The sequence below is a fragment of the Bradyrhizobium sp. ORS 375 genome (genome assembly GCF_000239775.1).
Lineage (GTDB): Bacteria > Pseudomonadota > Alphaproteobacteria > Rhizobiales > Xanthobacteraceae > Bradyrhizobium.
Window position 1 is genome coordinate 1 of the sequence record NZ_CAFI01000450.1, and the last position, 14419, is coordinate 14419.

Consider the following 14419-nt stretch of genomic DNA (forward strand, 5'->3'; position numbering starts at 1 on the left):
GAGGCCCGCGCCCGCGTCAAGGCGGCGCAATGCGCCAAGGACGGCGGCCGGCGTGATTCCTTCTCGTGCAATTTTCCGGTCCTGTCGGAGAAGCTCGACGAGCTGAAACGCATGTTCACGGGACCAAGCCAGACCGCCACGGCGCCTCCGGCCGTGAAGCCGCCGAAGCGGGCTGACGCCAAGAACTGACACGCGCGCGATCTCCGGCGCACCAGCTCCTCCTCACCGGACGACCTCCATTCATCCCGGCGTCATCCGCGCCGTGTCACAACGCGCGGCGCTCGGTGCGCAGCTTGTCACGCCGCTGGCGAGACCATAGCTTTACCCGCACGGGGCGCAGGAGGCACACATGGGTCTACTCGATATCCTCAACGGCATGCAGAACGGCCCGCACGGGCCGTCCCATCCGACCACCGAGAAGAACGGCGGCATGTCGCCGATGACAATGGCGATCCTCGCGCTGCTCGCGTGGAAAGCCGTGAAGCATTTCTCGCAGAACGGGCAGCAGCCGAACGCGGCGCCAACGCCGGTTCCGCCGCCGCAGCCAACCCCGCAAGGTGGACCATTGGGCGGCGCGCTCGGTGGCGGTGGTCTTGGCGGCGGTCTCGGCAACATCATCGCCGGCGGACTGGGCGGGCTGCTCGCGGGCGGTGCTGCCGGCAGCGTGCTTTCCGGCGGACTCGGTGATCTTCTGCGGCAGTTCCAGGAGAAGGGCCATGGCGACACCGCCAATTCCTGGGTCTCCCCCGGCCAGAACAAGCCGATCTCGCCGGGCGATCTCGCCAATGCGCTGGGCGCCGACCAGATCGAGCAGATGTCGGCGCAGAGCGGCCTGTCGCGCGACGAGCTGCTCAACGGATTGAGCCAGTATCTGCCGAAGGTGATCGATCAGCTAACGCCGGACGGACGACTGCCGACCGAGCACGAGCTGGCGGGCCGGATCTGAAGCCGACCTTCAGGCAAGGATGATCGCATGATTTACATTTTGATCGTTGGGCTCGTTGCCGGTTTTCTGGCGCGGCTGTTGTCCCCGGGTCCGAACAATCCCTCGGGCTTCATCCTCACCACCGTGCTCGGCATCGTCGGCGCCTTCCTCGCCACCGCGGTGGGACAGGCGATCGGCCATTACGGGCCCAACCAGGGCGCCGGCTTCATCACCGCGACCATCGGCGCGGTGGTGGTTCTGTTCATCTGGAACAGGCTGGTGGCGAGCGGCACCATCCGCGACTTCAACCGCTAGCCGCGGCCAATCCCGTCACGACAAGCGAAACGACGCAATCCAGAGTCCTTGCTGGGCCCTGGATTGCTTCGCTGCGCTCGCAATGACGCGGATGGAGACTGCGCGCGCAGCTCACACAACAGCGACAGAGACGCTGGACCGCTGCGCCACCCGAATGCCACTCACCCCGGCTGATTATTGGCTTTACCGCTGCTCCCCCCGTCATTGCGAGCGCAGCGAAGCAATCCAGGGCCAAGTGAGAGGTCGGGATTGCGTCACCGCCTGACCGCAGCGGCCACCGTCTCAGCCCAGCAGATGCATCCCCGCATCCATGCGCACGACCTCGCCGGTCATCTGCCCCGAGGCGGGGCTCGCCAGGAAGGCGACGAGTTGCGCGATGTCCTCGGCCGATGAGGCCGTGCGCAGCGGCACCCGCGCCACGACCGCATCGCGGACCTGCTTGGCGCCGGCCTCGCCGCGCCCCTTGGTGAACCAGGGCGTATCAATGTAGCCGGGACAGACCGTGTTGACGCGGATCGACGGCGCCAGCGCGCGCGACAGGGACAAGGTCATCGTGTTGAGCGCGCCCTTGCTGGCGGCATAGGCGATCGACGAGCCGACGCCGCTGATGCCGGCGACCGACGAGACGTTGACGACAGCCGAGGCGCGCACGGCTTCCTTGGCCGCAGCCTCGAGCAGCGGCCGCGCGGCGCGGATCATCTGAAACGGGCCGATGGTGTTGACCGCGTAGATGCGCTGGAAATCCTCGGCCGAGAGGCCGTCGAGCTGATCATGCGGCACATGCTTGGTGGTGCCGGCATTGTTGACGAGCACATCGAGACGGCCCCATGGCGCGGCGGCTGCGACGATCTTTTTGCAGTCCTCGTCGCGCGACACGTCGCCCTGCACGACGATCACCTCGACGCCTTCCTTCCGGCACAGGTCGGCGGTCTGCTCGGCTTCGGTCTTGCTGTTGGAATAGTTGACGACGACGCGCATGCCGGCCTTGGCCAGCAGCAGCGCTGTCGCGGCGCCCAGGCCGGAGGCCGACCCCGTCACGATCGCGCACAGACCTTCCACCGCCATTCCGCTTCTCCCTGTTTGGCTTGTCGTTCTCGGATCATCGCTTCTTAGCGAAGATCAGTGCGCCTGCAAAATCGGGGCAATGCAAATCGGGGCAATCTCCGCGCTGCGGAAATCGGCTCGGTCCATGCGGGGAACGGACGGCGCTCTGCGACGCGCAGCGCTTGTCAGGCGTGATGCTTGCGCTCATCATGCGCCGCAAAGCCTCGCTGCGCTTGCGCTGCCGCGATGCAAAACAAATCACAATGAGGAACGCCGTGGCGGACGCTGAGAACATCGTGGTTGCGACCGCGGAGAAGATCTTCGCCGATCTCGCCGACCCGCAAAGCATCAATCACGACAGGGATGGACGCTGGAAAGCGCCGCTGTGGCAGGCGCTGAGCGAGGCCGGCCTGCCGCTGGCCTGGGTCGACGAGAAGCTCGGCGGCGCCGGCATCGATCTCGCCGACGGCTTTGCCGTGATCAATTCCGCCGGACGCTTCGCCTTGGCGGTGCCGCTCGCCGAGACCCTGCTGGCGGGCTGGCTGCTGCAGCAGGCCGGCATCGCTTCGCCCGACGGCGCCATGACGATCGCGCCGGCGCGCCCGAAGGACAGGATCACGGTCAATGCCGACGGTACGCTCTCGGGCCGCGCGCGCGGCGTGCCGTTCGCGAAAGGCGCCGCGCATATCGCCGTCGTCGCGCATGGCGGAGACGGCGTCTCGATCGCCCTGGTCGAGACGGCCGGGCTGCGCATCGATGCCGGTCTGTCGCTCGCCAATGAGCCCAGTGACACCGTCACCTTCGACAAGGTCGCACCCGCGACGATCAAGCGCGCGCCGGCCGACTTCGATCAGGACCGCCTGATGCTGATGGGCGGCGTCGTGCGTGGCCTGCAGATCGCCGGCGCGCTGGATCAGTTGCTCGAGATCAGCGTCCGCTATGCCGGCGAGCGCGTCGCGTTCGAGAAGCCGATCGGAAAATTCCAGGCGGTGCAGCACAATCTCGCGCGGCTCGCCGGCGAGAGCGCTGCGGCGAGCGCCGCCGCGACCTCCGCAGCCGATGCGATCGCGCGCACCGAGGCGTTCGACGATGCCATCTTCCTCGAAGCTGCAGCAGCCAAGATCCGCTGCGCCGAAGCCGCCGAGAAGGGCGCGGCGATCGCGCACCAGGTTCACGGCGCGATCGGCTTTACCACCGAGCACATCCTGCATCGCTTCTCCTTGCGCGCACTGGCCTGGCGCGACGATTTCGGCTCCGAAAGCCATTGGGCCGTCGCCCTCGGCCAGCGCGTCGCCGCCCGCGGCGCCGACGAGCTGTGGCCACTGGTCGCATCACGCTGAGAGCTGCACGAAAAGGATAGACCATGACCGCGCTCCGTTTCGATCCGATCCGTCTTCCCGGGGAATGCGAGGAGCTGCGCAAGGAGGTGCGCGCGTTCCTGGCCGAGGAGATCGCCGCCGGCACCTTCAATCCCTATCAGCCGCTGCGCGAGGACGCGGACGCGCGCGAGTTCTCGCGGCGCGTCGGCGAGCGCGGCTGGATCGGCATGACCTGGCCGAAGAAGTATGGCGGCCATGAGCGCACATTCCTGGAGCGCTACGTTGTGACCGAGGAGATGCGCGTCGCCAACGCGCCGGTCCGCCGCTTCTTCGTCGCCGACCGCCAGAGCGGACCGATCCTGCTGCGCTACGCGCCCGAGCACATCAAGATGGACATCCTGCCGCGCATCTGCCGCGGCGAATTGTGCTTCGCGATCGGCATGAGCGAGCCGAACTCCGGCTCTGACCTGTTCGCGGCCAAGACGCGCGCGACGAAGACGGACGGTGGCTGGCTGATCAACGGCTCCAAGATCTGGACGACGTCGGCGCACATGGCCGACTACATGATCGCGATCTTCCGCACGTCGCCGGCCACCAAGGAGAACCGCCGCCACGGCCTGACGCAGTTCCTGGTCAACATGAAGTCGCCGGGCATCAAGGTGAATCCGATTGGCCAGATCACCGGCCAGAAGGAGTTCAACGAGGTGGTCTTCACCGACGCCTTCGTGCCGGATGATCATCAGCTCGGCGAGATCGACGGCGCCTGGAAGCAGGCGACGTCAGAGCTCGCCTATGAGCGCTCCGGTCCGGAGCGTTTCCTGGAGACCTATTATGTGCTGACCGAGCTGGTGCGCGCGGTCGGCCCCAATCCGGATACGCGCAGCGCCGAGGGCATCGGCCGGCTGGTGGCGCAGCTGCACGCGATGCGGCGGATGTCGGTCTCGGTCGCCGGCATGCTGCATGCCGGCAAGGAGCCGGTGGTCGAGGCCTCGATCGTCAAGGACGTCGGCACGGTGTGGGAGCAGCAGCTGCCACACCGGGTGCGCGACCTCGCCGCCTTCGTCGAGGAGGACGCCGGCAATCGCGAGACCCTCGAGAACCAGCTGACCTTCGCCATCCGCACCGCGCCGAAGCTGACCATCCAGGGCGGCACCACCGAGGTGCTGCGCGGCATCATCGCGCGCGGGCTGGGGTTGCGTTAATAGCTCCGTCATCGCGAGCGCAGCGAAGCGATCCAGGGCCGCACGAACAGTCTGGATTGCTTCGCTGCGCTCGCAATGACGCCTGAGAAGCAGAATGGGAGACCACATCATGACCCACTTCCCTGACATCGGCGTCGAGATCCATGGCCATGTCGGCCTGATCGAGATCCGGCGGCCGCCGCTCAACTTCTTCGACATTTCGCTGATCAACCAGATCGGGGACGCGCTCGAAGGATTCGATCGCGACATCGAGATCCGCGCCTCGGTGCTCGCCGCCCAAGGCAAGGCGTTCTGCGCCGGCGCCAATTTCGGCGACCCGGCGCGGCAGGCGCAGGAGGCCGCCAGCGCCAAAGGCGACCCGGCCGACAGCCTCGGCCCGATCAATCACCTCTATATGCAGGCGGTGCGCATCTTCCGTTGCAAGAAGCCGATCGTGGCCGCCGTGCATGGCGCGGCCATCGGCGGCGGACTCGGGCTCGCGGTGTCGGCCGATTTCCGCGTCACCTGCCCGGAGGCGCGCTTCTCGGCGAACTTTACCAAGCTCGGATTCCATCCGGGCTTCGGGCTGACCGTGACCCTGCCGGAGCTGGTTGGCAAGAACAACGCCGAGCTGATGTTCTACACCAGCCGCCGCGTCACCGGCGAGGAAGCCCTGAAGATGGGCCTCGCCAATGAATGCGTGCCGCAGGACCAGGTGCGCACGGCCGCGATGAAGCTCGCCGCCGAGATCGCCGAATGCTCGCCGCTCGGCCTGCTCTCGACCCGCGCCACGATGCGCGCCGGCCTCGCCGACCGCGTCATGGCGGCGACCGAGCACGAGCTTGCGGAGCAGACACGGTTGCGCGCGACTGAGGATTTCAAGGAAGGCGTCAAGGCCACCGAGGAGCGCCGCTTCGCGAACTTCAAGGGACGGTGAGCGCCGCTCGCCATCGCGCAGTCTGTTGCCGCGCGCGCGGTGGACCTCGCCCCGCTTGCGGGGAGGGCCATCGCGTATGGCGATCGCGGCATTGTGCCCTGTCTCTCTCCACGTCGTCATGGCCGGGCTTGTCCCGGCCATGCACGTCGTCCGGCAGGCTGAGAACCACGTGAATGCCCGGGCCTTCGCCGCGCCAAAGCGGCTTCGGCCGCGCAGGCGGGACAAGCCCGGGCACGACGGAGTAGCTGATCGGCAGGATTGTTCGCCGGCCCAGCTCGTCGCCTGACGCGAGATCTCCGCATCAACTCACAAGTTCAAGCCGTGAGCGCGAACGTCACACCAGCAATCTCGAACGCGTTACTTGGCGCCACATAGCCGCGCGCACGTGCGGCGTCGATGACACGCGAAACATCCTTCACGCGGAAGCCCAAGCCGCTCATCAGCTCGCGCTGCCCTGGCGTCACGCGAAGGCGGGCGTTCGGCAGCGTCAGTTGCCAAGCGCCGTTATCAGCGGCCGCCGGCGCGACATCGAGAATCCGTCCCCAATGCGCCGCGAGCGCGGCCGGCTCCGGGCTCTGCAGCACGACCTCGGTCAGCGCGGTCGTCACATCGCCGCGGATCGCCCGCGTCCAGTCCGGTCCCGCGGGCGGATATGGCCCCAGCACATCATCGCTGCCGTCGGTGTGATTGAGCTCGATGAAGGCCGCGCGGCAGTCGCGCGGATGCAGCTGCACGCCGTGATAGGGCGCATGATCGATCACATTGGCGGTGCGCACGCCCAGCGCGTTGGCCCTAGCCGCGCGGCCGTCGGGATCGTCGCAGGAGAAGATCGCCATGTAGCCGCCGCGGCCGCCGGTCTTGTCGAGAAAGCGGCCAGCCGCGGTGCCGTCGCGGGTGGGCGCCACGACCTCCAACAGAATGGGCCCGACCGGCAGCAGCGCATTCTCCAGACCGTATTTGCCGACATGCGGATCGCGGTAGCAGATCTCAAGGCCCATGATCGCCGCGATGTCGGACACGACCGGCTCGAGGTTGCGGGCGACGAGACAGATCTGGCGCAGATGCAGGTAGGGCATGGGAGTCCTCTCTGACGTATCACCCGTTCACGCAGGCCAACGGCCTATCCGGCGTCATTGCGAGCGCAGCGAAGCAATCCAGAGCTCCACGCCATAACCCTGGATTGCTTCGCTGCGCTCGCAATGACGGTGTGTCCGGAGCTAACGTCCCTGAAACACCGGCGCGCGCTTCTCGACGAAGGCTTTCGCCGCTTCCTTGTGGTCGTCAGTCTCGCTACAGCGCGAGTGATGCATCGCCTCGGCGTCGAAGCAGGCTTCCAGGGTCATCGTCTCCGCGTTGTTGATGTTGCGCTTGATATAGCCGAGCGTCACGCTCGGGCCCTGGGCCAGCGACAGCGCGAGCTCGCGCGTCGCCGCTTCGACCTCGGCATCGGGCACCACCTTCGTCACCATGCCCAGCGCCAGCGCTTCTCGTGCGGTGAGGATCGGCGAGGTCAGATAGAGCTCGCGCGCCTTGGCGCTGCCGAGCAGCTGGGTGAGGAAATAGGTGCCGCCAAAATCACCTGACAACCCGACCTTGGCGAAGGCCGTCGTGATCTTGGCCGATTCGCCGGCGACACGCAGGTCGCAGGCGAGCGCGATCGACAGGCCGGCACCGGCCGCGGCGCCGTCGATCTGCGCCACCACCGGCTTCTGCATCTGGTGCAAGAGCCGCGACACCTCCATGCGCTCGCGCAGTGTCGTCACCTTGGTCTCGAACGACGGCGCGGTCTTGGCCTCGGCCATCGCCTTGACGTCGCCGCCGACGCAGAACGTGCCGCCGGCGCCCTTGAGCAGCACGGCGCGCACGTCAGGATCATGAGCCGCGCGCTGCGCCGCCTCGACCAATCCCTTGGTCAAGTCGCTGTTGAGCGCGTTGCGCCGCTCCGGGCGGTTCATCGTGATCGTGAGCAGGCCGGAGTCGAGGTGCTGCAGGACGGTGGTGTTGGTGGTCATGGCCGGTGCTCCCTTTGTCGATACCTGACTGTCATTCCGAGGCGACGCGACAGCGTCGAACCCGGAATCCCGAGATGATGGCCTCATGTCGAGGTTCCGGGTTCAACGCTGCGTCGTTGCGCCGGAACGACGGATGCCGAGAGCGCGTCTACGCCACGGCCTTTCAACCGTCACTTCTTGACCAGCGGGCAGCGCGACAGCTCCAGCGACTGGAACGCCTCGTTGCCGGGCACGGTCGCGAGCAGCTTGTAGTCGTCCGACTTGCCCTTTGACTCCGACGGCTTCTTGACCTCGAACAGATACATGTCGTGCACCATGCGGCCGTCCTCGCGGATACGCCCGCCCTTGGCGAACATGTCGTTGATCGGGGTCGACCGCATCAGCTTCATGACGGCGTCCGGATCGGTGGTGCCGGCAGCCTTCACGGCCTTCAGATAGTGCGTGACCGACGAGTAGACGCCGGCCTGCGCCGAGGTCGGCACGCGCTTGGTGCGCTCCATGAAACGCTTGGTGAAGGCACGGGTGTCGTCGTTCAGATCCCAGTAGAACGCTTCGGCGACGAGGAGGCCCTGCGCCGTCTCCAGCCCGACGCTGTCGATGTCGGAAACGAAGGCGAGTAGCGGCGACAGCTTCTGGCCGCCTTTGCTGATGCCGAACTCGGCGGCCTGCTTGATCGCGTTGATGGTGTCGCCGCCAGCATTGGCGAGGCCGATCACCTTGGCTTTGGAGGCCTGGGCCTGCAGCAGGAAGGACGAGAAGTCCGAGGTGTTGAGCGGATGGCGCACGCTGCCGAGCACCTTGCCGCCCGACTTCACCACGACCGCACTGGTGTCCTTCTCGAGGTCCTGGCCGAACGCGTAGTCGGCGGTGAGGAAGAACCAGCTGTCGAGGCCGGACTTCACCGCGGCGAGCCCCGTGACGTTGGCCTGCGCGAAGGTGTCGAACACGTAGTGCACGGTATAGGGGCCGCAGGCCTCGTTGGAGAGACGCACCGAGCCCGGGCCGTTGAAGATGATGATCTTGTTGCGCGCCTTGGCGATCTCGCCGGCGGCGAGCGCGGTGGCGGAGGCGGCGACGTCCCAGATCATCTCGACGCCCTGGTTGTCGAGCATGTCGCGCGCGATGTTGGCGGCGAGATCGGCCTTGTTGAGATGATCGGCCGCGATCACCTCGATCTTGCGCCCGAGCACCTCGCCGCCGAAATCCTCCACCGCCATCTTTGCCGCGGCCTCGCTGCCGGGACCGGTGATGTCGGCATAGAGGCTCGACATGTCGAGGATGCCGCCGATCTTGAGCGGCGGCTTGCTCTGCGCGTGGGCGACGCTTGCCGACAGCGTCAGCGCAGACGCCAGCATGACCAACGACGCCGCCGCGCCACGAATGGATCCGCTCATCAAAGTCCTCCCTGCCGGGCACGCCGCTACATGGCGACGGCCTCGTTGATAGTTGGCATCATGGCCCACGCCCACGCATGCGGCAAGCGCCTAACAAAGCGGTCGGATGCCGTTGTTTTCCGCTCAGTGGAACGCAAATTTCGTGCGATGATGCAGCATGGCGCGTGCACGCATGATCATCTGCGGAAGCCGGTTTGCCGGCGCAGGCCTGACGCTGGTGGCGGCGGCGGCAATCGCGTCGTCGAGCCTTGCGGCGCCCTGCGCGTTTGCCGAGCTCGGCGACGGGCATGTCAGCGACATCGTCGATGCACGCAGCGTTCGCCTGAGCGACGGCCGCGAGATCAGGCTTGCCGGCGTCGAGGTCCCGCCGCCCGAGCAGCGCGCGGCGGCGATGGACGCGCTCGGCGCGCTGCTGCGCGACCGCGACGTCGTGCTGCGCGGCGACGACGACGCACCCGACCGCTATGGTCGCCAGCGCGCCTTCGCCTTCGTGGCAGGCGCCGACCAGCCGGCCCAGAGCGAGCTGCTGCGGCAGGGTGCCGTGCTTCGCGGCATCGACCTGCCGGACCGCGATTGCGCCCTCAGCCTGGCGGCCGCGGAGGCCGAGGCGAGGGCTGAGCAGCGCGGTCTCTGGAAGATTGGGACCGTCATAAAAAACGCGGAAAGTCCAGACGATATTTTGACTGGCGTAGGGCTATTTACGGTTGTCGAAGGGAAGGTGTTGTCCGTACGACAGACAGGGACAACAACTTATCTGAACTTCGCTCGTAGCTGGACACGGGGCTTCGCTGTGATTATTCCAAAGCGTATGATGGCGGTATTGGAAGGTGCCGGCATCGACGTCAAATCACTTGCGAATCGGCAGGTTCGCGTGCGCGGTTGGATTGAAGCGCATGCGGGTCCGAGGCTGGAACTGACGCAGAGCGCGCAGATCGAGATTTTGGGCGGTCGTTGACCGCTAAGGGTACATGAGTAGCGACGTGAACCTGTCTGTTCGAAGGCGCATGACGGTGGTGAACTGCGGTTCGCGGATCGCACCGGCCTTGCTATGCCTGGGGCTCGCCCTCTCCGGCTGCAGCGACATGGGCAAGTTGCAGCAGGCGACGGCGCCGCTGCCGACGCCGCGGCCGAAGCCGGCCATGGTGCAGACGACGCCGGCGAGCGATCGCGAGCACGAACGCATCCTTGCAACCTACGGCGGCGCCTATGAGGATCCTCAGCTCGAAGCGCTGATCGGCCGGATCGTCGATCGGCTGGTGGCGGTGTCGGACCGGCCGGACCAGGGCTACAAGGTCACCATCCTGAACTCCGGTGCGGTCAACGCCTTCGCGCTGCCGACGGGACAGCTCTACGTGACGCGCGGCCTGATCGCGCTCGCCAACGACACCTCCGAGTTGTCGTCCGTGCTGAGCCACGAGATGGCGCATGTGCTGGCGCGCCATGCGGCGATCCGCGAAGACCAGGCGCGGCAGGCGGCGGTGGTGACCCGCGTCGTCTCCGACATGGGCAACGATCCGGACCTGACGGCGCTGGCGCTGGCCAAGACCAAGCTGACGATGGCGAGCTTCTCACGCACCCAGGAGTTCGAGGCCGACGGTATCGGCGTCGGCATCTCCGCCAAGGCGAAGTTCGATCCGTACGGCGCGGCGCGGTTCCTGTCCTCGATGGAACGCAATGCCGAGCTGAAGGCCGGCAAGGTCGCCATCGACCCGCGGGCGCAGGACTTCCTGTCGTCGCATCCGGCCACGCCGGAGCGGGTGCAGAACGCCGCTGCGATCGCCAAGCAGTACGTCTCGCCGGACGCCAAGGAGCATGATCGCGAGACCTATCTCGCCGCAGTCGACAACATCGTCTACGGCGAGGACCCGAGCGAGGGCTTCGTGCGCGGCCGCCGCTTCCTGCATCCGAAGCTCGGCTTCACCTTCCAGGCGCCGGAGAACTTCACGCTCGACAACACCGCCCAGGCGGTGATCGGCGTGCGCGAGGGCGGCGCCCAGGCGATGCGCTTCGACGTGGTGCGCGTCCCCGCCCAGCAGACGCTCGGCGACTATCTCAACTCCGGCTGGATGGAGAACGTCGACAAATCATCGACCGAGGAGCTGACCATCAACGGCTTCCCGGCGGCCTCGACCAGCGCCAGCGGCGATCCCTGGCAGTTCAAGGTCTACGCGCTGCGCGTCGGCAGCGACGTCTACCGCTTCATCTTCGCTTCGCGGCAGAAGACCACCGAGAGCGAGCGCAACGCGCGGGAGACCGTAAACTCGTTCCGCCGGCTCAGCCTCGAGGAGATCCAGTCGGCCCGACCGCTGCGCATCAAGGTCATCACCGTGCAGCCCGGCGACACGGTCGAATCATTGGCCCACCGCATGTCCGGCGTCGACCGCCCGATCGAACGCTTCCGCGTGCTCAACGGCCTCGACGCCCGCGCCCAGGTCAAGGTCCGCGATCGCGTGAAGATCGTGGTGGAGTGAGCCTCAGCTCAAGGACGCGCGATCATGCGCTGCGTCCTGCCGCCAGAGGCGTGGCACTGACCGCTCCTCAAAGATGGTGTCGTCCCGGCCTTGAGCCGGGACCCATAGCCACCGCTTTCCATTGCTGAGCCCGCTGGAGCGGCCGCCTTCCGCGGTCACGATATCCTGTGGTTATGGGTGCCGGCGTTCGCCGGGACGACAGTGGAGCGCCTGGCACCATGCGCGCGCCATGCCCACGGCAGATGCGCCACACCCACCGCAGAGCGGCCAGAGCCGTCGTGGAGGGCGGGCGCCGGCACGGTGGGCAGCTGCGACCGCCGGCGGTCGGCAAACGCATCGGCAGCAAACAAAAAGCCCGACCTTGCGGCCGGGCTTTCGTAAGCAACTAATTGGAAAACGCTGGTACGGTCGATCAGGCAGCTTCATCCGCCACAGCGGTGTCGTCGCCGTCGATGTCGTCACCCTCGGCGTCGGCATCGCCCTCGGCGACCGCGTCGGCTTCGGTCTTGGCGCCGCGGCGCGGGCTCTTGGCGAGCTGCGTCTCGATCTCCTTGACGGCCTCGGTCTCGGTCGAGTGCTGCACCACCGCGATCTCGCGCGACAGGCGGTCGAGCGCGGCTTCATAGAGCTGGCGTTCGCTGTAGGACTGCTCCGGCTGCGACTCCGAACGGTAGAGGTCGCGCACGACCTCGGCGATCGCGACGATGTCGCCCGAATTGATCTTCGCTTCGTATTCCTGGGCGCGGCGCGACCACATCGTGCGCTTGACGCGGGCACGGCCCTTCAGCGTCTCCAGCGCCTTCTTCACCAACGCCGGCTCGGACAGCTTGCGCATGCCGACATTGGCGACCTTGGCGGTCGGCACGCGCAGCGTCATCTTGTCCTTGATGAAGTTGATGACGAACAGCTCGAGCTTGGCGCCCGCGATCTCCTGCTCCTCGATGGCCAGGATCTGGCCGACGCCGTGAGCCGGATAGACGACGAATTCGTTGGTCTTGAAGCCCTGACGCTGGGTCGGCAGCTTCTTCTCCTCGACGCGCGGCGCGGCCGCGGCGGGAGCCGCCGGCTTGGCAACGGGGGCAGGAGCAGCAGCAGCCGGCGCGGCCGTCTTGGTGGCCTTGGGCGCAGCGGCCGCCTTGGCAGTCACAGTCTTCGTCACAGAGTCCTTGGCAACCGAGTCCCTTGCAAGAGTGGTCTTCGCGGCGGATGCTTTCGCGGCAGTCTTGGCAGTCTTTTCAGGCATTGCGCTTCTTTTGTTCTTGGTGGACTTGGCAGCCGAGGCCTTTGCGGCAGCCCGAATCTCCTTTACAGGAGCGCGGGCACGGCCCTTGGAAACGCTGCGGCTCGCCGCGGCGGCTTTTTTTGTACTCTTGGAAGCACTCTTTTTACGCGTTTTCTGTGACACAGCCTGCGCGCGGAACTGCCACGCCCCTGTTTGATGTTGCGGGAACCTTAAAGGGCGGCCAAAAATATCAACGCATGGCCGGGTTCGGCTCTGAGAATGTGCCATATATAGCACATTTCCCGCAAAAATCAATGATTTAGAGGCTCCAGGGGCGGTATTGTGACGGATCCGCGAAGTTAGGGTTAAGTGAAGCGTGCCAGAATCGAACACTCCCGCCGGGTTTGTTCCCGCACCGCAAGATGCGCCCTAGGCCGTTGTTTCCGCGTGGCATTCCGATCGGCCGGCATCCCCCGGCCGGCCTGCATGGCGCCCATCGAGCGCCGGTAGCGACGTGATCCGCTAGTCGCCGGCGCCAGCCTTCGACGAAAAATATTTCTCGAACTTTCCGTCCTCGCCGTCGTGCTCCTTGGCATCACCCGGCGGATCCTTCTTCTGGGTGATGTTCGGCCAGGACTTGGCGTATTCGGCGTTGACGCCGAGCCACTTTTCCAACCCCGGCTCGGTGTCGGGCTTGATTGCGTCGGCCGGGCATTCGGGTTCGCACACGCCGCAGTCGATGCATTCGTCCGGATGAATGACGAGCATGTTCTCGCCCTCGTAGAAGCAGTCTACCGGGCAGACCTCAACGCAATCGGTGTATTTGCATTTGATGCAGTTTTCGGTGACGACGTAAGTCATCCAGGGCTCCGGAACGGATCAACAAATCGGCAGGCCTGCACTAGCGCAGGACGTGGTGTGCCGCAAGGGAAGCAGGACGAAGAACTGAACCGAAGTTGTGCAGGCGCAAGCGTCAGCTGCGCCCGGCACCGTCGAGATCATCATACAATCCGCGCACCGAGGACGCGTCACCGCGCCGCGCGGCAAATCCCGTCACTTTCAGCACCCGCACGCTGCGGTCCAGCGCGATGGTCAGCACGTCGCCGGTCTTCACGCCGTGACCGGGCGAGGTCTCGCGCACGCCGTTGACGCGGACATGGCCGGATGAGACCAGCGCCGCGGCGCTGGTGCGGGCCTTCACCAGCCGCGCATGCCACAGCCATTTATCGAGGCGCTGGCGCTCTGACGGGGTCTCGGACGTGGGCGATGTCCTTCTCGTCAATCCTTGCGGTTGTTGGCCGCGAGCTGCTCCTTGAGCGCCGCGAGCTTGGCGAACGGCGAGTTTGGATCGACCGGACGGTCGCGATCACGACCGCCACCACCGCCACCGCTCGATGCATAGGGTCGCAGCGCCGGGCCGCCCTCACGCTTGTCGCGACCGCCCTTGCCGAAGTCGCGGCCGCCGCGCCCTTCGCGGTCGCCGCCGAACTTACCGCCCTTGTTGCGATCGCGGTTCTGGTCGCGTCCTTTGGCATCGTGATCGCGGCGCGGGCCGCGATCCTCGCGCGCGGGGGCGCCCTCGGCCGGAGCCGCACCGGC

The 14419-nt window shown here is 66.5% G+C and carries 15 protein-coding genes and 1 pseudogene; 8 read left to right on the forward strand and 8 right to left on the reverse strand.

What is annotated here, in order from left to right; genetic code table 11:
* From BRAO375_RS30025 to BRAO375_RS30035, 3 genes and pseudogenes are all read left to right on the forward strand, one after another.
* Positions 1 to 189 (forward strand): annotated as a pseudogene (locus tag BRAO375_RS30025) (hypothetical protein); the annotation flags it as partial.
* Between the two features lie 160 nt (positions 190 to 349).
* On the forward strand, positions 350 to 946 hold the full coding sequence (locus BRAO375_RS30030) for a YidB family protein (RefSeq protein ID WP_009031188.1): 597 nt from the start codon (positions 350 to 352) through the stop codon (positions 944 to 946).
* A 27-nt stretch (positions 947 to 973) separates the two neighbouring features.
* On the forward strand, positions 974 to 1240 hold the full coding sequence (locus tag BRAO375_RS30035) for a GlsB/YeaQ/YmgE family stress response membrane protein (protein WP_009031189.1): 267 nt from the start codon (positions 974 to 976) through the stop codon (positions 1238 to 1240).
* Positions 1241 to 1522: 282 nt separating this feature from the next.
* Here BRAO375_RS30035 and BRAO375_RS30040 read toward each other — a convergent pair whose 3' ends face one another.
* Positions 1523 to 2305: an SDR family NAD(P)-dependent oxidoreductase gene (locus tag BRAO375_RS30040; protein WP_009031190.1), complete on the reverse strand. Its 783-nt coding sequence runs from the start codon at positions 2303 to 2305 to the stop codon at positions 1523 to 1525.
* 254 nt (positions 2306 to 2559) lie between these two features.
* Here BRAO375_RS30040 and BRAO375_RS30045 point away from each other — a divergent pair, with 254 nt between their 5' ends.
* The 3 genes from BRAO375_RS30045 to BRAO375_RS30055 all read left to right on the forward strand — a co-directional run bounded on the left by BRAO375_RS30045 (position 2560) and on the right by BRAO375_RS30055 (position 5721).
* A complete protein-coding gene (locus BRAO375_RS30045) occupies positions 2560 to 3624 on the forward strand; it encodes an acyl-CoA dehydrogenase family protein (RefSeq protein ID WP_009031191.1) in 1065 nt (354 codons plus the stop codon).
* A 23-nt stretch (positions 3625 to 3647) separates the two neighbouring features.
* Positions 3648 to 4805, forward strand: coding sequence for an acyl-CoA dehydrogenase family protein (locus tag BRAO375_RS30050; protein ID WP_009031192.1), 1158 nt, complete (start codon positions 3648 to 3650; stop codon positions 4803 to 4805).
* Between the two features lie 109 nt (positions 4806 to 4914).
* Positions 4915 to 5721 (forward strand): enoyl-CoA hydratase/isomerase family protein, encoded by an 807-nt coding sequence (locus BRAO375_RS30055; protein WP_009031193.1) that lies wholly within the window; start codon positions 4915 to 4917, stop codon positions 5719 to 5721.
* A 314-nt stretch (positions 5722 to 6035) separates the two neighbouring features.
* On the opposite strand, the gene BRAO375_RS30065 is transcribed toward BRAO375_RS30055, so the two are convergent.
* The 3 genes from BRAO375_RS30065 to BRAO375_RS30075 form a co-directional block, all read right to left on the reverse strand.
* On the reverse strand, positions 6036 to 6797 hold the full coding sequence (locus BRAO375_RS30065) for a VOC family protein (RefSeq protein WP_009031195.1): 762 nt from the start codon (positions 6795 to 6797) through the stop codon (positions 6036 to 6038).
* 141 nt (positions 6798 to 6938) lie between these two features.
* The gene (locus BRAO375_RS30070; protein ID WP_009031196.1) at positions 6939 to 7733 is read right to left on the reverse strand and encodes an enoyl-CoA hydratase; all 795 of its coding nucleotides are present in this window, start codon (positions 7731 to 7733) and stop codon (positions 6939 to 6941) included.
* A gap of 170 nt (positions 7734 to 7903) precedes the next feature.
* A complete protein-coding gene (locus BRAO375_RS30075; RefSeq protein WP_009031197.1) occupies positions 7904 to 9088 on the reverse strand; it encodes an ABC transporter substrate-binding protein in 1185 nt (394 codons plus the stop codon).
* A 196-nt stretch (positions 9089 to 9284) separates the two neighbouring features.
* On the opposite strand from BRAO375_RS30075, the gene BRAO375_RS30080 reads away from it, so the two are divergent.
* Positions 9285 to 10082 (forward strand): thermonuclease family protein, encoded by a 798-nt coding sequence (locus BRAO375_RS30080; RefSeq protein WP_009031198.1) that lies wholly within the window; start codon positions 9285 to 9287, stop codon positions 10080 to 10082.
* A gap of 49 nt (positions 10083 to 10131) precedes the next feature.
* Positions 10132 to 11598: a M48 family metalloprotease gene (locus BRAO375_RS30085; protein ID WP_009031199.1), complete on the forward strand. Its 1467-nt coding sequence runs from the start codon at positions 10132 to 10134 to the stop codon at positions 11596 to 11598.
* Between the two features lie 412 nt (positions 11599 to 12010).
* Here the strand turns inward: BRAO375_RS30085 and BRAO375_RS30090 are convergent, their stop codons facing one another.
* From BRAO375_RS30090 to BRAO375_RS30105, 4 genes are all read right to left on the reverse strand, one after another.
* On the reverse strand, positions 12011 to 12841 hold the full coding sequence (locus BRAO375_RS30090; protein ID WP_009031201.1) for a CarD family transcriptional regulator: 831 nt from the start codon (positions 12839 to 12841) through the stop codon (positions 12011 to 12013).
* 501 nt (positions 12842 to 13342) lie between these two features.
* Positions 13343 to 13681 carry a ferredoxin FdxA gene (fdxA, locus tag BRAO375_RS30095; protein WP_035643080.1) on the reverse strand — a complete coding sequence of 113 codons (339 nt, stop codon included), beginning with the start codon at positions 13679 to 13681 and terminating at the stop codon, positions 13343 to 13345.
* A gap of 112 nt (positions 13682 to 13793) precedes the next feature.
* On the reverse strand, positions 13794 to 14024 hold the full coding sequence (locus BRAO375_RS30100) for a S4 domain-containing protein (protein ID WP_052536162.1): 231 nt from the start codon (positions 14022 to 14024) through the stop codon (positions 13794 to 13796).
* A gap of 74 nt (positions 14025 to 14098) precedes the next feature.
* Positions 14099 to 14419 (reverse strand): hypothetical protein (locus BRAO375_RS30105; protein WP_035643083.1); only part of this gene is annotated, 321 nt, incomplete at its 5' end.